3 protein-coding genes are annotated in these 20,224 nt (G+C 67.0%); all 3 read right to left on the bottom strand.

All coding sequences use genetic code 11. The features are described from left to right. The 3 genes from METAC_RS0115625 to METAC_RS23930 are packed head-to-tail and all read right to left on the bottom strand — an operon-like array spanning position 1 to position 20,224. Positions 1-9,075: a non-ribosomal peptide synthetase gene (locus METAC_RS0115625; protein ID WP_026607771.1), complete on the bottom strand. Its 9,075-nt coding sequence runs from the start codon at positions 9,073-9,075 to the stop codon at positions 1-3. Beyond that, positions 9,072-10,148, bottom strand: coding sequence for a TauD/TfdA family dioxygenase (locus tag METAC_RS23935; RefSeq protein WP_051335615.1), 1,077 nt, complete (start codon positions 10,146-10,148; stop codon positions 9,072-9,074). Before METAC_RS23935 ends, METAC_RS0115625 begins: the two co-directional genes overlap by 4 nt. After that, a complete protein-coding gene (locus METAC_RS23930) occupies positions 10,145-20,224 on the bottom strand; it encodes a non-ribosomal peptide synthetase (protein ID WP_026607770.1) in 10,080 nt (3,359 codons plus the stop codon). The genes METAC_RS23935 and METAC_RS23930 overlap by 4 nt, the downstream gene beginning before the upstream one ends.

Raw genomic sequence — 20,224 nt, 5'->3', positions numbered from 1 at the left:
TCAGCCATTGGCCGCGCGGGGGAGGCCCGTAGCTTCAGCCGGCGCCATTTGTCGCAGCAGGCTCTCGGCCTCCTCCTCGGAAAGCTGATCAAGCGCCTCGATCAGCTTGGCTTCGAGAATTTCCGCGAATTGACTCGGGGTCGGGGCTTCGAAAAGGCTGCGCAAGGGAAGATCGACGCGGAAGGTCTTGCGCAGGCGCGACAGGATTTGAGTCGCGAGCAAGGAATGGCCGCCGAGCTCGAAGAAATTGTCGTGAATGCCGATCCGCGCGACGCCGAGCACCTCGGTCCAGATCTCGATCAGGATTTTTTGGGTAGGCGTTTCGGGCGCGACATAGCCCTGCGCGGCGTCGTCGCGAAGCTCGAGCGCCGGCAGGGCGGCGCGGTCGACCTTGCCGTTCGCGGTGAGAGGCAAGGCCGGGAGCGCCATGAAAAATCCGGGAATCATATAGTCCGGCAGGCTGCGGCCCAGAAATTCGCGCAGCCTCGGCCCCAATCGGCGCATGCGGCGGCCCTGCGCCGGATCATTGGCGTAACGCCGCATGGCGGGGCCGAATGCGCGCGCGGGGATCGTGGGGGAGGTTAATTGGCCGTCGCGCCCGCCTGCACGGCGGCGGCAAGTGACGTCGAAGACGCCCTCCGCCGTCTCGACGCCGGGATGGATGGCGACCTCATAGCCGAGTTCCTCCCCCAGAGCCCAGATCGCCTCCGGATCGATTGCCGCCGATTGCGCCGCAGCGGCCGCCTGGCGCAAGCCCTCGACGGTCGCCGGGCATTCGTCTCGGGCGAGCAAGCGGGCTGCATGGACCGGTCCTGCGATTCGGCGGTTCGGAACGCCCATGATCCGCAGCGAAGCTAAATCCTGATCGGCTTCGAGGATCCGCCGAAGGCCGGCAAGATCCTTGACCTCCTTTGTCCAGTCGAGATCTGCGTCGGCCCGGAACGGCTCGGTCTCTTCCTCGCGGCGGAGGATCGCATCATAGCGAAACTGCGCCATCTCATTGGCATGGACGCCTCGCTTCAGCAGCAGGTCGACCCTGCCTATGCCCGGGAGCTGATCGCGCAAGGCCGTGAAGAAGCCCGGATCCAGCGCCAGCTCTTCCTCCTGCTGGAGACGCAGGGGCAGGAGGCGCCTCAGCTCCGCGCTCGGAAGAGACCCGGGCGCCTTCTCGAGCTCCACGGCGAGATGGAACGCCGGGAGCAGGGCGAATGAGCGGATGTCGCCAATGAAGATGCGCCCATTCGGCGCGAGCAGCGCGGCGGCGCCTTTCAGCACGCGGGTCAGGTAATCGAGGCTCGGGAAATATTGGACGATGGAGTTCAGCACCACCGTGTCGAAGTCTCCTGCCTCGAGGCCAGAGAAATCATCGGCAAAGCGCTCAAGCAGGCGAACATGGGCGAAGCTCTTGTCGTCGCCCATGGCGGATTGCAGGGAACGCAGTGCGGCGGCGGAGAAATCGGCGCCGACATAATGCTCGCAATGCGGCGCGAGCCGGAGCAGGAGCAAGCCGGTCCCGCAGCCGATCTCGAATGCCCGGCGCGGGCCGAGAGCGCGAACGCGCTCCACGGAGCGCTCGACCCATTCCCGCATCTCGGCCGCTGGCGCGGGCTGCCCGGTGTAGGAGCTGACCCAACCGGAAATGTCGAAGCGCGGGTCGCCTTTGGGCGCCGACGGGGAATAGGCGGCGTCGAAGACCGAGCGCCATTGGGTGATCTGTTCCTCGGCGCCAAGCGAGTCGTCCAACTCTTGCGCGGCCTTTGGCACGACAAAGGCGACGAGTGTCCCGCCGCCGTCCGTTGTCTCGTCTCCCCGTTGGACGACGACGGCGTCTTCGACGTTTGGGGATAGTCTGATAGCGGCCTCGATCTCGCCGAGCTCGACGCGATGGCCGCGGATTTTGACCTGGAGATCGATGCGGCCGAGATAGTCGAGGCGCCCGTCCTCGCGCAGCCTGGCGCGGTCGCCGGTCTTGTAGAGGCGCGCGCCGGCGCCGCCGAAGGGGTCTGGAATGAAGCGCTCGGCGGTGAGGTCCGGGCGGTTGTGGTAGCCCCGTGCGAGGCCCGCGCCGCCGATGTAGAGCTCACCCTCGACGCCTTGGGGGACGGGCCGCAGGGCGTCGTCGAGCAGATAGGCGGAAAGATCGGGCAAGGGTCGGCCGATGAGCCCGCCGGCTTGGTCTTGCGTCGTGTGTTGTTGCGCCGCATGTTGTTGCGTGCGGCGTTGTTGGGCCAAGGCCAGATCCTGATCGGCTTGGGTCACATGCACCGTGGTCTCGGTGATGCCATACATGTTGACGAGGCGGGGCCGCGCGTCGCCATAACGGGCGAGCCAGGGCAGGAGGCAGGCTGGATCCAGCGCCTCGCCGCCGAAAATGACGAGGCGCAGGGCGAGATCGCGCCGGCCGGCGGCGAAAGCCTCGCTCGCGAGCAATTGGCGGAAGGCGGAGGGCGTCTGGTTCAACACGGTGACCTTCTCGCGGCGGAGGAGGTCGTAGAAAGCCTCGGGGTCGCGGCTCGCCCAATAGGGCGTCACGACCAGGCGTCCGCCATGGAGCAGGGCGCCCCACATCTCCCAGACCGAGAAGTCGAAGGCGGTGGAATGGAACAGGGTCCAGACGTCGTCCGGGCCGAAGCCGAACTCCTGCGTGGCGGCGAAGAGGCGGACCAGATTGCGCTGGCTGACGAGGACGCCCTTGGGCTTGCCGGTCGAGCCTGAGGTGTAGATGACATAGGCGAGCTGGTCTTGAAGGCTCGCGTCGGCGAGATTGTCCTCTGGCTCGTCCGCCCACAAGGCCGCGTCGCGGTCGAGGCGCAGCAGCGGGACCCGGGCGGCCTCGGGCCAATGCTCGGGGCAATTCGCGCGCAGGGCCTCCTCGGTCAGGAGAAGCGCGAGGCTCGCGTCCTCGGCGAGCCAGGCGAGGCGCTCTTGCGGATGGGCGGGATCGAGCGGGACATAGGCCCCGCCGGCCTTGATCACGGCGAGGATGGCGACGATCATCGCGGGCGAGCGCTCGAGGCGGAGGCCGACGCGGACCTCGGGTCCGACGCCGAGCCGGCGCAAATGGCGGGCGAGCCTGTTGGCGCTCGCGTTGAGGCCGCCGTAGCTGAGCGAAGCGTCGCCGAAGCTCACCGCGACGGCCTCGGGCCTCAGCGCCGCCTGAGCCTCGAACAGCGCGGCGAGCGAGCCCGCATGCGCAAAGGAGACGCCCTCGCCCCGTTGCGCGGATATGAGCCGGTGCTCCTCGGCGGGCGTCAGCAAGGACAGATTCCCGACAACCCCCTCAGGCGATCTTGCGATCCCCGCCAGAACGCTTCCAAAGCCGGAAACAAGAAAATCAATGAAGCCGGGCGTGAAGGCGCAGGGGGCGGCGTTGAACTTGACGACGAGCTCCCGTCCGGGAAAAGCGACCACGGTCAGCGGGTAATGGGTCTGCTCCCTAAAGCGGATCTGTTCCGCGACGAGCGGCCCCTGCTGCTCGCTCAGCGCCTTGTCGACGGGGTAGTTCTCGAAGGCGAAGAGAACGTCGAACAGGGGCTGGCCGCGCGCCGTCTCGCTCCAGCCCTGGATGTCGACCAGCGGCGTCGACTCGTGCTGGCGCAGCTCCGCGTTGAGCGCCAGAAGCCCACGCAGCCAGTCTCCGATCGAAGCCTCGGGCGGCAGGGCGACGCGCAAGGGAAGCGCGTTGATGAAGAGACCGACCATCTCCTCGATTCCGGGAAGTTCGGCGGGGCGCCCGGAGACGGAGATCCCAAAGAGCGCCTCGCGGCGCCGGCTCAGGCGCGCCAACAGGACGGCGAGCGCTCCCTGCAAGATCGTGTTGAGGGTCACCTTTAGATCGCGCGCGGCCGCCTCCAGGGCCGCGGTCGCCGCTTCGTCCAGGGTGAGGATTTTCTCGAAATGCGCGAATTCTTTGCTTTCAGTCGCGGCGCCCGGCGCGGTCGCCGCTTCGTCGCGCGGCGGCGCGGACCCCTTGAAGCCCGCGAGATAGCTTCGAAAAAAGCGCTCGGACGCGGTGGGATCTCGACCGCGCAGATGCGCGATGTAGTCGCGAAACAAAGCCCGCGGCGCCTGGGAGGGCCGCTCGCCGGAGACGCGCGCGCGGTAGCAGTCGAAGGCCCTACGCAACACGAGTGGAGCGCTCCAGCCGTCGAGCAGGATATGATGGTGGCTCCAGAGGAAATTCCACGAATTGTCGCCGGTCCGGGCCAATGCAAGACGCATCAGCGGCGCGGTCGCGAAGTCGAAGCCCTGCCGCCAGTCTTCCTCCAGAAGCTCGGCCCAGAGCCGTTCCTGTTCTTCGTGCGGCGATGACCGCCAGTCATGCGCGACGAGGGGCGGCGCGACCGCCTCGTGGACCAGTTGCAAGGGCGCATCGAGCCCGTCCCAGGCGAAGCCTGTGCGCAGGATGGCGAATTCGCGCATGACCTGGCCCCAGGCCGCCTCGAACGCCGGCGGGTCGAGCGAGCCCTTCAGCACGCAGCTCAAATGCTCGACATAGACGCCGGAGCGCGGCGCATAGAGGCTGTGGAACAGCATACCCTCTTGCAGCGGCGTCAGCGGATAGACATCCGCGATCTCCTTCGATTCCCCGAGGAGGAGTTTGAGCTGATTCTGATCGAGCCGCGCCAATGGGAAATCCGAGGGGGCGTAGCCTCCCGCCCCGGAAGCGACGCAAGCCGAGACGAGGCTGCGCAAGCTGTCCTGAAAATCCTTCGCCAGAGCTTCGATCGTCTCATGGCGCCAGCGCTTCGCGCCATAATCCCATGCCACGCGGAGCCGCCCCGAGACGACGTCGGCGTTGACGGCGAGCTCATAGGGCCTCTCCCATTCCGGGTTGGAGCCGCTTCTGATTATCCCGTCCGCCAGGGCGAAGAGCGAGTCCGATCCGAAGGATGGATCGAGCTGGCCCATATAATTGAAGATGATCCCGTCGGATTTTCCGGGCAGGGCGGCGCGGATCGCCTCGGGGGCGAGATAGCGCGCGATCCCGTAGCCGAGGCCGCGGCGCGGGACGCGTCGGATCTGCTCCTTGACGCGCGCCAAATTCGCGACGGGAAGCGCCGCGGGATCGACCGTCAGGAGATGGGGCGCGACGCTGGTGAACCAGCCGACCGCGCGGGACAGATCGAGCTCGGCGTCGCCGCTCTCGCGGCCGTGGCGGTCGAGATCGATCAGGACGGCCTTTTCTCCGTCGCCTTCCGCCCCCTCGCGGCGGGCGAGGCTCAGCGCCAGGGCCGTGAGCAAGAAATCCTCGACGCTGGCGCGCCGGGAGGGCGCGGCGCGGCGAAGCAAGGTTTCGGTTTCATCCGCATCGAAAGACAGGACGAGGCTTGCGCTCGACGCCTCGCGCCGGTCGCCTTGGGGATCGTCCGGCCGCAGCGACGGCGCACGCCGGATTTGCTCGCCGCACCATTGCGCCTCTTCGGCGAGCCCCTGTTTCTGAGCCTCTCCCTGTAGCAAGTTCGACCAATCGGAAAAGCGCGCGCCGGGCGCGGGGTCCGGGGTGGGCGAGCCCGCGAGAATGTCGCGGCAGGCCTGATCGAGATCCTCGACGATCAGCCGCCACGAGAGTCCGTCGGCGACGAGATGATGCAGGACGACGAGAATTTGTCCGGGCGTTCCCGCTTCGCCCTCGAAATGGACGAGTCGAAGCATCGACCCGCCGCCGAGGTCGAGCGGCATGAACTCCGCCGAAAGGCGCTCGATTTCCGCGCGCCGCTCCGTCTCCGCGAGAGCGGGCAGGGCGATCCGCGTCATGCCGCTTTCGCCCGCGTCCGGCAGGATCGTCTGGCGCCAGGCGCCGGCCGCGCGGTCAAAACGGCTGCGCAAGGACTCGTGGCGGCGAAGCAACAGGGCGGCGGCGGCTTCGAGCGTTCCCGCCGGCAGCGGCTTGCGCAGGTCGAGAAGAAGCGCATGGGTCCAAAGCTCGGGCTTTTCGTAATTGAGCTCGAAGAACCAGCGCTGGATGGGGGTGAGTGGGACGTCGCGCGGGCGGTCGTTGGAAGGCGAAATCTCCGGGGCGCCGACGTCGGGCGCGCGCGCCGCCACGGCCGCGAGCCGGGCGATTGTCTGATGCTCGATCATTTGCCGCGCGGTGACGATGACGCCGCGCCGTCGGGCGCGCCCGACCATCTGTATGCTCAGGATGGAATCGCCGCCGAGCTCGAAGAAATTATCATCGACGCCAATCGGCGCGACTGACAGCAGCTCTTGCCAGATTTCCGCGAGCGCCGTCTCTATGGGGCCGCGTGGGGCGACATAGGCGCGGCGCGTCCCCGCCCGATCCGGGGCGGGCAGGCGGGCGCGATCGACCTTGCCGTTGGCGTTGCGCGGCAGTTCGGCCAGGACGATCCAGTCGGCAGGGATCATATAATCCGGCAACGCGGATTTGAGCGCGTCGGCGGTCCCGGCGATTCGTCTTTCGCGCGCGTCAGATGCCTCCTGATCGTCGCTTGCGGTCAGGTCCAAATAGGCTGCGAGGCGCTTTTCGCCGGCCTCATCCTCGAGCGCGAGAACGGCGCAATCGCGAACTGCGGGGAGAAGCCGGAGCCTCGCTTCGATTTCGCCGAGCTCGATGCGATGGCCGCGAATCTTGATCTGGTCGTCGCTGCGTCCAAGGAAATCGATCGCGCCGTCGAGGCGCCAACGTCCGACGTCGCCGCTGCGATAAAGTCTGGCACCGGCCCCGCCGAACGGATCGGGCGTGAAGCTTGCGGCGGTGAGGCTCGGTTGTCGGAAATACCCGCGCGCGACCCCGCCGCCGCCGATATGGATCTCGCCGGCGATTCCACGCGGAGCCTCGACGCCGGCGGCGTCGAGAATGTGGATTCGCACGCCTTCGATGGGCCTGCCGATCGGGACGCGAATCGCGTCGGGCTCGGCGCCGACCTCGTGAACCGTGCTCCAGACCGCGCCTTCCGTCGGCCCATATTCATTGTAGAGCTTCGCGCCCGGCGCCAGCCGGGCGTGCAGGGCGCCGAGGCGCGGGGAGCAAGCCTCGCCGGCGACGATCGCCGCTCGAAGCGAGCGCAACTTGCCAGGGTCCTGCTCGAGCAGGACTGCCCAGAGCGAGGGCAGGCAAAGCACATGGGACAGCGAATGGCGCTCGATCAGCGTCGCGAGCGCGGCCGGGTTCCTCCGCTCTTCCTCCTGCGGCAGGCAGAGGCGCCCCCCCTGGCTCAGCGTCCAGAACAGGCCGGCGACGGAACTGTCGAAGCTGAAGGAGGAGAGAAGCAGGAATCCCGCGACCTGCTCGGGATAGAGGGCATGGCGCGCGAGGGTCGAGCGCAGCGCGGCCGCATGGCTGACGGCGACGCCTTTCGGGCGTCCCGTAGAGCCGGACGTGTAGATGAGATAGGCGAGTTGATCGGGATCTATCGCCGGCAGGGAAGGCCGGCTCGCCGAGGCGTCGCGCGGGGAAGCATCCTGATCTTCATGAAGAAGCACGATTCCGTTGAAGCCGGCCCGCGCGTCGGCGAGTTTCGCCTCGGTCACAAGGAAACGGGCGTCGGCGTCGGCGAGGATCGCGGTCGTCCGTTCGGCGGGATGGGCGGGATCGAGCGGAACATAGGCGCCGCCGGCCTTCAGCACGGCGAAAACGGCTTCGACCATGCGCAGCGGATTGCGCATGAGCAGTCCGACGCGATCCTCGGCCGCGAGCCCGGCTTCGATCAGGGCGCCGGCGAGCGCCGTCGCGCGTCGGTCGAGCGCGTAATAGGTGATCTCGGCGCCGGCGTGACAAAGGGCCACCGCTTCGGGCGCGCGCCGCGTCGGTTCGTCAAGAAGCTGATGGAGTCCGGCCACGGGCGGCTGGCGCGGCGGCCCGCCATTGCGCGCGGCGAGCCAGAGCCGCTCGGAGGGGCCGACGAGCGACAGTCGCTCCCAAGCCTTGTCCGGTGCGGGCAGGGCGTCGGCCAACAGCGCGAGAAGCTGCTTGATCATGCAGGCCGCCGCCTCGGCGCCGAGGCGGCTCGAATCATAGTGAAGCGCGAGCGAGACTTCGCTTGTTCCGATCAGGCTTTGAAGATGCAGGCGACAGGGCTCCGCCGGCGCGTCTTCGGCTTCGAGCGACAGCGCAATTGAACCGGCGCGCAACGAGGCCGGCGGCGCCTCGCGGCAGCCGAAGCCGAAATCTAGGCCGCGCGCCGTATCGGGGGCATATTCCCGCCATTCCCGATGGAGCGCGAGATCCGCCTCGAGCCGCGCCGCAAGCTCGCCGAATGTCTGGCCCGCGCCGAGCGCGATCGGAAAAGGCAGGAAATGGGCATAAGGCCCGACGGCGGAGGCGATTTCAGCGGTGCGGGCGTCGCAAAGAAAGCCCAGGGTGAAGACCTCCGCGCCGAGATGCCGGCGCAGAAGGATCGACCAGGCGGCGAGCAAGGCGGATTCCGCGCTCGTCGCGCCGCAAGCTGAAAACGCCCGCAACGCCGCCGCCGTCTCTGGAGGAAGGGGGATGGTGAGGCATGCCCTACGGCCGGGATTTGGTTCGAGGCGTTCCTCGCTCTCGGCTTCCAGCGGGAGCCGCAGGGCCGGTGCGTTCGCGGCGTCCTGGCCGAACCAATAGCGCCGGCCTTCGCCTTCGTCTGCGGCGAGAAGCTCGCGTTGCCAGGCGGCGTAATCGGCATATTGCAGCGGCTCGTCTGCGAGAGTGTCCGGGCCGTCTCGATAGAGCGCCGCGAGTTCTCGAAAGAGCGTCGCGACGCTGACGGCGTCGGCGCAGAGCGGCGAAAGCCGAAGCTCGAGGACATGCGACTCGGGCGCGAGAGAGATGATTTCCGCCGCGAAAGCCGCGTTCTTTGACCATCCGGGCCATGACATGGCCGCTGGATCCTCGTCGCCGATGACTTGAACCGGCAGCGCCATGTCCGGCAGCGTCTCGAATCCTGTCCGCAAGATTTCATGGCGCGACGCCAAGCCCGCGATGGCCCGCCCCATGCGGTCAGCGTCGAAGGGGCCGTCGATCAGAACGCGCGCCCGGATCGGCGCAAGCGCGCCGTTCAACGCGGCTCGAGAACGCCAGAGCTTTTCCTGCTGGCGTGAGATGCTGAAGCCCATCCGGTCCATGGCGGCGGTCATGGCGTGGCTCCGGCGTGGGCCGCGAAATCGCGCGGCTTGAAGGTTTGGGCCATGGCGACCAAGACGCGGCGCGGGCCCCGATAGGGATTGCGCGCGTGGACCGTAAGAATATTGTCGAGGATCAGCACGTCTTTTTGCTTCCAGGGGAATGCGACCAGCGCGTCGCGATAGACCGCGCGCAAATGCTCCAATGTCTCCGGCTCGATCGGCGCGCCGTCCCCATAAAAGGTCTGGGTCGGAAGATCGTTTTCGTCGAATTCCGCGAGCAAAGCGTCGCGCAGCGCCTGCGGCAGCGTCGTCACATGGAAGAAGGTAGCGTGATTGAACCAGATCTCCTCGCCCGTGCGCGGATGGCGGATGAGGGCCGGGCCGACCTGGCGCGTGCAGAGGCGGTCATGGCTCTTCCAGGTCCATTCGACGCCGATCCCATCGCAAAAGCGCTCGACGGCGCCTTTGTCGTCGGCCTGGAAGACGATCGGCCAGGGCAGGCCGAAACCCGCGCCGCCGACGCCCGCCTCGTAATTGCGCACATAGAGCACGCCCTTCTCGCGGAAGCGCTCCTTGATCGCGGGGTCGATGCGGCGCGTCACCTCCCGATTGTCGCCGAGCGGGGTCTCGCCGCCTTCCGGGGCGGGGCTTTCGCTGAAGAAGGCGAGATAAAGCGGGCAGACGGGCGAATAGGAATGCTCGTTATGCGGAAAGATCGATTGTTCGGCCGGATAATCGGTGGCGGTGTAGACGTGGCGGCCGATCTCGGTGCGGGGCGAGGCGCGAAAGCGATATTCGAGCGCGCCGCCGCAGAGCTCGTCGACGCAGGCCTCGAATTCGGCGACAGAGTCGAGCGCGAATCCGCGTAGCAACACGGCTCCATGCCTTGCGACGAGCGCCTCGATCTGGGCGCGGCGGCCCTTGGCCCAGGCCGACAGCCGAACGCCCTCGGCTTTCGGCTCCAGCAAGAGGGGAAGGCCGCCGCAGCCGGGCAAGGTCCCCTCGGCGACGAGGTCGCTCCCCGAAAGAGGCGCCCCGCGACGGCGCGCCGCGCCGACGATCGGAGCGGTCCTGCTGACGTTCATGGCTCGACCTCGCCTCCGCTGATGATGTTCATGTCCGCCAGCGGCTGCACAGCGGCGACGGGTTTTGCGATCCGCCGCCCGCGGCCAGCCGCGGGACCGCTGAGAGGACCTTCGTCGGATTTGATCCGTCTGCCGCGATGCTCGCGGTCGACCTCGGTCACGCCGGCGGCGAGCGCGTCGAGGCGAGCGCCCGGGTCGGCGGTCGCCTTCTCGAGCAGCCTCACGAAATAGTCGGCGAAGCGCGCGACCGTCTCAGGGTTGAAGAGATCCGTGCGATATTCGAAGGCGGCGCGAAGCCTCGCGCCTTCTCTTTCTCCCATTTCCCCGCCGGCTTCCTGGAAGACATGGAGAACGAGATCGAGCTCCGTGCGCCCCGTTTCGATCTCGATCGGGCTGAAGGCGAGCCCGTCCATCCGCACGTCCGGGAAGGGAATGTTGTGGAGGACGAATTTGACCTGGAAGATCGGCGCATGCCCGAGCGCGCGCGGCGGCCGCACCGCCTCGACGACTTTGTCGAAGGGCGCGTCCTGTTGGGCGAAGCCGTTCAAGGTCGTCTCGCGCAGCCTGACCAGCAGATCGGCGAATTTCGGATTGCCGCCGAGATCGGTCCGCAAGGCCAGAAGATTGACGAAAAATCCGATCAGCCCTTCGGTCGCGGCCATCCGGCGCCCGGCGATGTCGACGCCGACCACGATGTCGTCGCGCCGGGCGAGGACATGCAGCATCAGCTTGAAGACGGCGAGCAGGGCCATGAAGAGAGTAGCCCCCTGGCGCCGACATAAATCGGCGATCTTTCGCGTCAGCTCCGGCGAGATCTCGAAGCCATGGCGCCCGCCCGCCGCGGGCGTTTGGGGCGCGCGCGGTCGATCGGCGGGCAGTTCGAGCAGGGCCGGCGCGCCGGCGAGATGGGCTTTCCACCAGGCGAGCCGGCGTTCGAGCTCGGGTCCGCGCAGCCAGTCGCGCTGCCATGCGGCGAAATCTGGATATTGAACGCAAAGCGGCGCGAGGCCCGCATCCGCGCCGCCGCGCCGGGATCGATAGAACGCGGCGAGCTCCTTGACGAAGATCGCGAAGGACCATCCGTCGAAAATGATGTGGTGAAAAACCAGCAAGAGCGCATGGTCGGCGCCGCCGGGGTCGAGCCCATAGAGCGCGGCGCGGAGCAGGGGCGGCCGCGCGATGTCGAAAGATTCCCGCGCGGCCTTTTCGAGCGCCTGCCTCAACGCGCCCTCGCGCTCGGCGGAAGGCGTCTCGCTCAGATCGACGCGCGCGAGCGGAACCTCCAGCGCGGGCAGGATGAATTGCGCGGGATCGCCCTCGCCCGCCGCGAAGCCGGTGCGGAGCGCCTCATGGCGCGCGACGAGATCCGCGAGCGCCGCTTCCAGCGCCGCCGCGTCGAGCGGGCCTTTGATCCGGATCGCGGCGACGAAATTATAGAAGGCGTTGCCCGGATCGAGCCGGTCCATGTACCAGAGCCGCTGCTGCGCGAAGGAGAGCGGCGCATCCGCCTCGCGCGGGGCGGGCAGGAGCGGGGGAGCCGCCGATTCCGCGGCGGTTTTGTCGAGGACGGCGGCGAGACGGGCGATGGTCGGATGCTCGAAAATGCTGCGCAGAGGCAGCTCGATCACGAAGGCCTGGCGAATGCGCGAGGCGACCTGCGTGGCGAGCAACGAATGGCCGCCGAGATCGAAGAAATTATCCTCGACCCCCGGTCGTTCGACATTCAGGATTTCGGCCCAGATCCCGGCGAGAATCTCCTCGATCGGGGTGCGCGGCGCGCCGCCGCCTTCCTTCGTGAAAGCGGCCGGAGGCGGGTCCGGCAGGCGGCTACGATCGATCTTTCCGTTGGGAGAAAGCGGCAGCGCGTCGAGAAAGACGAAGGCCTGCGGCGTCATGTAATCGGGCAGTCTTGCGCGAATATGCGCCCGGAGCGGCTCCAAGGCGCGCGGCGCGCCGACGACATAGGCGACGAGCGCCATGGCTCTGGACGCCGTCTTGCGGGCGACGACCGCCGCCTCGCCAATTCCGGGACAGGAGAGGAGGCAAGCCTCGACTTCGCCCGGCTCGACGCGATTGCCGCGAATCTTGATCTGATGATCCATGCGCCCGAGAAATTCGATCAGCCCATCGGGTCTGAAGCGGCCGAGATCGCCGGTCCGATAAAGTCTTTCGCCGGGCCCGCCGAAAGGATCCGGGATAAAGGCCGCGGCGGTCAGGTCCGGACGGTTGAGGTAGCCCCGGCCGACCTGGACGCCGGCCACGCATATCTCGCCCGGCGCGCCGATGGGCGCGTGGTCGAGCCAGCGGTCGACGATGTGAATGCGGGTCCGCGCTGTCGGACGGCCGATGGACACGGTCGCGTCAGCCGCGTCGGGAAAGTCGATCTCGTGATAGGTGACGTCGTCGGAACATTCGGCCGGCCCATAGGCGTTGAGCAGCCGCACGGTCGGAAAGCGCCGCATCCAGCGGCGGCAGAGGTCCGGCGGAAACGCCTCGCCGGAAGGGATCAGCCAGCGCAGAGCCGGCAAGGTCGCGCCGTCCTCGTCGGCGGCGTCGAGCAGCGCGCGGATCATCGAGGGAACGGTTTCGAGGATGGTGACGCCGGTCTCGGCGACGGCGTGCAGGAGCCGGCGCGGATCGCGCGAGATCTCGTCGGGAAAGACCTCGACGCGGGCGCCGATCGCGATCGCGGTCAGAAATTGCCAGACCGAAATGTCAAAACATTGCGACGCGGTCTGGGCGATGACGTCCGACTCGGCCAGCTCCAGCGCCGGGACCTTGGTGAGAAGATTGTTGACCATGCCGGCCTGCTCGACCATCGCGAGCTTCGGCGTCCCCGTCGAGCCCGAGGTGGCGATGACGACCGCGAGATTTTTGCCGTCGCGCGCCGGCGTGGGAGCGGGGGCATGGGCGCCCTTGGCCTCGGCTTCCTTGAGGCCGATGCGAACCGGCGCCGCGTCGCCTAATTCGAGGCAAAGGCCTTCCGCGCGGCGGCCCTGCGCCTCGCCATGCAGCAGGCGGCTCGCGTGGCTTTCGGCGAGGACCTGGACTATGCGCCCGTCGGGATGGGCCGGATCGAGCGGCAAATAGGCGCCGCCCGCCTTGAAGATCGCGAGCATCATGACGAGAAATTCGACGCCCCGGTCGGCGAGCAGGGCGACGACGTCGTCGGAGCCTATGCCCGACCCCGCAAGGCCGCGTGCGACGCGATTCGCGTGCGCGTTCAACTCGGCGTAGGCGAGCGAGTCTCCGCAACAGGCGATCGCCATTTTCTCTGGTGCCTGCGCGGCTTGGGCTTCGAAACGGGCGACGAGATCGGGGGCGTCCGGATCGCTGGCGCCTGTCTCGTTCCAAGCAGCAAACATGCGCCGGTCGGCCTCGCTCAGGAGCGAGACGCTTTCGACACGATCGTCAATGCCTCGCAGCAGGCCTTCGATCAGCGTCTTCCAATGCCCAACCATGCGCGTCATGGCCGCGGAATCGAAACGCTCCTGCTGATAGGTCAGCCGAAGCTTCAGGCCCCGGTCGGGGATCGCCACAAAAGTCAGCGGATAATTGGTGTGGACTCGATTGGCGGCGAGCTGCATCTCCAAGCCGTCCCGCCGCTCCAGCAAAGAGGGATCGACTGGCGCGTTCTCGAAGGTCAGCAAATGCTGGAACAGCTCGCCGTCGGCGCGCGAAATCCCGCTCCATCTTTGAATGTCGACCAGTGAGACATGTTCATGGCTGCGCATCTCGATGTTGCGTTCGAGCAGCTCGCTGAGCCAATCGGCGACGGTTTGCTCCGGCCGAATGCGCACGCGCAAAGGCAGGCCGTTGATGAAGAGGCCGATCGTCGTTTCGACGCCGGGCAAGGTCGCGGGTCGGCCGGCGACGGTGACGCCGAACAACACGTCGGCGCGCCCGGAATAGCGGGCGAGCAATAAAGCCAGCGCGCCTTGGACGAAGGTGTTGACGGTGAGGCGGCGCCCCCGCGCCAGCTCGGCGAGCTTTTGCGTATCTGCGAGCGATAGCTCGGCGGCGACGTCCGTAACCGCGCCAAGCGCTTTTTCCGACGCGGCCGAGGCCTTGTCGACCACGAGAGGCGTCGGCTCCGCGAAGCCTTCGAGCTCGCGGCGCCAGAACCGTTCGGCCGCGGTGGAATCCTGACGCTGCAGATAGGCCAGATAGTCGCGAAACTGTCCCGGTGCGCGCGGACTCGGCGCCTGCGATCCGCGCGCGAAGGCGGCGTAATAATCGCGAAATTGCAAAAGCAGCGGCGATGTGCACCACTCGTCCATGATGATGTGATGAAAGCTGCGCACGCAGAGATGGCGTTCTTCGTCGAGCCGCAGAAGGCGAATGCGCATGAGCGGCGCGCGGGCGAGATCGAACCCGGCTTCGCGTTCGGCGGCGAGCATGGCGTCGAGCCGCGCCTCTTTTTCGTGTGGCGGAAGCTCCGGCCAATCGAAACTCTCGACGCAGAGAGAGGGCGCGCGATGGACGAGCTGATGCGGCCGCGTCGCGCAATCCCACAAAAAGGAGGTGCGCAGGATCGCATGATCCTCCACGAGTTTTCGCCAGGCTCGGGCGAAGGCGTCCTGATCGATCCGGCCGGAGATCGCATAACGGTCCTGCATCACATAGACGCCGGTTCCGCGATGGGAGAGGCTGTGAAAAAGAATGCCTTCCTGCATTGGTGCGAGCGGATAAATGTCTTCGACGCTGTCCGGGTCGATCGGCAGGGCGTCGAGCTCGTCCTGGCTCAAGCTCGCGAGCGGGAAATCCTGGGGACGCAGCCGATCGCGTCGCCCATGCGGGCGAGGCGCTTCCGTCGGAATGACGCGCGCGGCGGACTCTATCGGCTGGGCGAGCCGCGCGAGCTCAGCGATGGTCGGGGCGCGGAATAGAGCGGCGGGGCTGAGCCGCAAGCCGGCTTCGGCCGCCCGACTGGCCATGACGATGCCGCGGATCGAATCCCCGCCGAGCGCGAAGAAATTATCCTCGACGCCGACGTGCTCGACTTGCAGCACATCGGCCCAGATGTGGGCGAGAGTCGCCTCCGCCTCGGTGCGGGGCTCGACGCGTTGCGATGCGAGTTGGGAAGCGAAGTTCGGCGCGGGAAGCCTCTTTCGATCGAGCTTGCCGCTCGCCGTCAAAGGCAGGGACGAAAGAAAGACGAAACCCGCGGGAATCATATAGTCGGGCAGGGACTGCCGGAGATGCGCGCGCAGGCTCTCCACCTTTTCGGCCTCGCGACCGTCGTCGAATTTGCCTTGCAGCCAGGCGGCGAGGCGCCGCTCCCCGGGCTCGCCCTCGAGCGCCAGGACCGCGGCTCCGGTGACGTCGGGATGTCGCAGCAGGCAAGCCTCGATTTCGCCGGGTTCGATTCGAAAGCCGCGGATTTTCAATTGGTGATCGATGCGCCCGATATAGGCGATCGATCCGTCCGGTCGCCTGCGGACGAGGTCGCCGCTGCGGTAGAGACGAGCGCCGGGCGGACCGAACGGGTCCGGGATGAAGGCTGCGGCGGTGAGATCCGGGCGCTCGACATAGCCGCGCGCGACTTGCGCGCCGCCAATGCAGAGCTCTCCCGTTGCACCGATCGGAACCGGTTGAAGCCCTGCGGCGAGAATGTAGAGGCTCGTGTTGGCGATCGGCCAGCCGATCGATACATCCTCCGGGTCGTCGCATTCCGCGGCGCTCACGTCGATCGCCGCTTCGGTCGGTCCGTAGAGATTATGCAGCTTGGCCGGCGACGCCTCCTTGAACCGGCGGACGAGATCGCCGGTCAGCGCTTCACCGCTGCAGACGACATGGCGCAGCGACGCGCAGCCCCCGAGATCCGCCGCGTCGAGAAAGACCCGGAGCATGGAGGGGACGAAATGCAGGATCGTCACGCCGTGACGCGCGACGAGCGCGACGAGGCGCTGCGGATCGCGGTGGTCGTCCGGTCCCGCAAGAACCATTCGCGCGCCCACGAGGAGCGTGCAGAAGATTTCCCACACCGAAACGTCGAATGTGTAGCTGGTCTTTTGCAGGATCGCGTCCTCGCCGCCGATCCCGAAATGGCTTCGCATCCACAAGAGCCGATTGCGCAGCGCGGCGTGGGAAATCCCGACGCCTTTCGGCCGCCCCGTAGAGCCGGACGTGAAGATGGCATAGGCGAGTTGATCGGCGTCGATGTCGCAGGAAGGATTGTGATCCGGCTCGCCGGCGAACGAACTCGCTGCGTCGTCGAGACGTAGAGTCGGAGCGGAGATCGCAGGCGGCTCGCGGTCGATCTCGTCATGAAGCAACAGGCATTTCGGCGCGGCGTCGCGGCAAAGCGCCGCGAGGCGCTCGACGGGATCGTCCGGGTCGAGCGGGAGATAGGCGGCCCCCGCTTTGACGACGCCGAGAAGGCCGATGACGAGCGCGAAGGAGCGCCTCGCGCGAACCGCGACAATATCGTCGGCGTCGACGCCCCGCGCGATGAGGCCATGCGCGACGCGGTTCGCGCGACGATTCAGTTCGGCGTAGCTCAACGACTCGTCGCCGAAGAGAAGCGCGGGCGCGTCCCCTCGGGCGGACGCCTGCGCCTCGATCAGCTGCGGCAGAAAACCGACGTCCGGCCATTGCCGGCTTGTGTCGTTCCAGCGCGCCTTCTCGCGCATGTCATCTGCCGTGAGCATCGACAATTCGCCAATCGGGCGTTGGGGATCGCGGAGAACGGCGACGATCAAGGACTCAAAATGCGCAGCCACGCGATCGATCGTCTCGGATCGGAAAAGCGCCGTGCGATATTGAAACGAGCAGAGGAGGCCGGCGTCGGTTTCCGCGGCCATGAGCTTAAGGTCGAAATTCTCCACCCGGTCGCGCAGGGCGAGCGGCGCGGCGGCGCAGCCGCAGAGGTCGAAAAGCTCGCCGCTCTCGCCGAGCGCCAAGGCGGATAAAGCTTGCGGGAAGCCTGGCGTCGCCTGCTGCAGCACGAACCAGGTCTGATAGACCGGCCACTGGTCGCCGAAGCGTTCTGGCCGCAGCTCTTCAACGAGCAGAGAGAAAGGAAATTCTTGATGGACGAGCGCTTCCTGCGCCGTTTCCCGAAGCCGCCGCATGAAATCGAGAAAAGGCAGGCGCGGATCGACGTCGCCGCGCAAGGCGATTGGATTCACGCAGTTGGCGACGAGGCCGGCGAAGCGTCCTTGTAGACGGCCGCTGCTCGGACTTCCGACGATAATGTCCCGCCGCCCCGTATAGCGGTGCAGCAGGACTTGCCAAACCGCGAGCAGGAGCGTGAAGAGGCTTGTCTTTTCCCGCGCGGCCAAGACGCGTAAACTGGTCGCGACATCGCGATCGAGCCGTAGGGCTTTCGACGCACCGCGATGGTCTGGCGCGGCAGGCCGCGGGAAATCTGTCGGCAGCGGGAGCGGCGGCGGGGTCTCGGCGAGAGCCCGGCGCCAATAGGCGAGACCGCGCGCGGCCTCGGGGCTGGCTAAATAGGCGTCTTCGCGCGCGACGAATTCGGCATGGCTCGGTGCCGGCGGGAGCGCCGGCGTTTCGCCAGATCCGAGCGCCGCATAAGCCGTGCTTAACTCGCGGAGGACGAGGAGCAGCGACCAAAAGTCAATCGCGATATGATGCGCGCCGAGGAACAGCACGTTTCGGCCGGGACGCAGACGATAGAGCAAAGCGCGCAGCGGCGGCTCGGTCGCGAGGTCGAAAGGCCGCCTTGCTTCCTTTCCGAGCTCCGCCTGCAATTCGGAATCGGTCCATCCCTGTGCGTCTATGGTCGTCAGCATCGCGCGCGGCGCTTCGGCGCGCGCGGCGACGGGTTCGGCGATGTCGTCCTTGATGGAGAACAACGTCCGCAACTGCTCATGACGCGCGCAGAGCAGGATGAGGGCCGCTTCGAACCGTTCGATGTCGAGGCCGCCGGTCAGCTCGATCGCCAGATGCAGATTGTGTGAGAGGCCGGACTCGTCGAGACGATGCACCCGTGCGATCGCCCGCTGCGCTGCAGTCAGGCGTGTTGCTTCGGCGCCGACGGTGTTTGTCCCCGTCGAGGCGGGAGAACGGGACGGCAGATTGACGATCGACGCCGCAAGCCCCGCGGTGGGCGCGTCGGAAAGCAACAGGGCCAGCGGCAGGTCGATGTCGAAAGCGGCGTCGAGCGTATGTTTGAGAGCGACGGTTTGCAGCGAGTCGAGGCCGAGCTCGGCAAGCGATTTCGTTGGATCGATCTCCAGGATCGGGCGTCGCAGCAGGCGGGCGATCTCGCCGCGCAGGAAATGCTCGATTCCCCTGGCGCCGTCTTGTGGCGTGGGGATGTAGGCGCCTGTCTCGTTTGGAGCCTGCTCGCCGCTGCGGGCGAAAAGCTTCAGCGCGCCGTCGAGATAGGCCTCTCGGCATGCGCCGCGCCGAAGCTTGCCGCTCGTCGTCTTGGGCAGGGCGCCCGGATGAACCAGAGCAATCTCGTGAATGCCGAGATCGAAATGTCGCGCGATCGCCGCGCGCGTCGCGTCGAAAAGCGGGGCTGCGCCATTGACGCGGAAATAATGCCGCTGGACCTCAGCGGCGATGACCAGCGCCTCCTCGCCCTCGCGAGCGATGCTGAACGCGGCGACTCCGCCCGGCTGAATCCCCGCGACGCCTTGTTCGATGACATGCTCGAGATCGGATGGATCGAAATTGCGGCCGCGCAAGATGATGAGATCCTTGATCCGGCCCGCAATGAAGAGCTCGCCGTCCAGGAGGAATCCGAGGTCGCCGGTGCGCAGAAAGGACGTGTCAGGGTCATCGCAAAGGGCGGCGCGAAACAGGCGCGCCGACTCGTCCGGCTTGCCCCAATAGCCTGCGGCGACGCTCGGACCGGAGACCCAGATTTCGCCGATGCGGCCGTCCTCGCATATCCTCCGCTCGGCGGGGTCGACGATGCGCAGCGCATGTCCAGCGGCGGCACGCCCACAGCCGACCAGATCCGTGTGCGCGTCGGGAAAGGCGGCTTCCGTGGCGTCGATTCCGCCGCACGCGTTGCGGTCGAAGCGCCGCGTCGCCGGCCCTTCGCCGATGCTTGGGCCAGTGACGAAAAGGGTCGATTCGGCGAGGCCATAGCAAGGGAAAAAGGCCTCGCGGCGGAAGCCGTTCTCGGCAAATTCGGCGGCGAAGCGATCCAAAGTCGCGGCCCGCACCGGCTCGGATCCATTAAAGGCAAGCCGCCAGCCGTTCAGATCGAGATCGCGCCGCTCATCGGCGGAAATCTTGCGAACGCAAAGCTCATAGCCGAAATTCGGGCCGCCGCTGGTTTTCGCCCCATAGGTCGAGATCGCTTGCAGCCAACGCGCCGGCCTCTCGAGAAAGGCGAGCGGCGGCATCAACACAGATGTGGCGCCGACATAAAGCGGTTGGAGGACGTTCCCGATCAGCCCCATGTCATGGTAGAGCGGCAGCCACCCGACCACCGTCGATTCGGCGTCGTGACCAAATGCGCGGCTTATGGCCGCCTCGTTGGCGATGAGCGCGCCATGTGTGACCATCACGCCCTTCGGACGGCCCGTCGATCCCGACGTATATTGGAGGAAGGCGAGCGCATCGCCGGAGATCTGCGGCTCGCTCCACTCGGCCGCAGCGTCGCTCGTCAAGTCGTCGGTCGTCAGCCAGATGATGTCCGGTCGCCCCCACGCGTCCTCAGCGAGGCCGGCGAGCTGCGCTGCGAGCGACGTCGTCGTCATCACGACGTCCGGGCTAGAATCCGCGATGACGGCGCGCAGCCGATCCGCATGACGGCGCGTCGGCGGATAGGCGGGCGTCGCCGCCACGCCAGCGTAGAGGCAGCCCATGAAGCCTTTGATGTAGTCGAGCCCCGGCGGATAGAGCAACAGGGCTCGCCTGCCTGCGGCGGTCACGCGCTGTAGGAATGCGGCGATGGCCCTTGCGCAGAGATCGAGCTCCGCGAACTCCATGCGCGCGGATTCGTTTTCGCCGTCAGCTAAAAAAACGAAGGCGGGACGTTCCTGTCGCGCCGCCGCGCGGCGGCGCAGGACGGAAACGATATTCGCCTCCGTCGCGGCCGCCTCGTCATGCGCCACGCTCTCGCCCTGTTCCAGCGGCTGCTTCAC

The sequence above is a fragment of the Methylocapsa acidiphila B2 genome (genome assembly GCF_000427445.1).
Lineage (GTDB): Bacteria > Pseudomonadota > Alphaproteobacteria > Rhizobiales > Beijerinckiaceae > Methylocapsa > Methylocapsa acidiphila.
This window is presented reverse-complemented; position numbering and strand designations above follow the sequence as displayed.

Bases quoted from the DNA above. Each gene is read 5' to 3' on its own strand.
- METAC_RS23935 (WP_051335615.1), bottom strand. From the start codon at position 10,148: ATGAACGTCAGCAGGACCGCTCCGATCGTCGGCGCGGCGCGCCGTCGC.
- METAC_RS0115625 (WP_026607771.1), bottom strand. From the start codon at position 9,075: ATGACCGCCGCCATGGACCGGATGGGCTTCAGCATCTCACGCCAGCAG.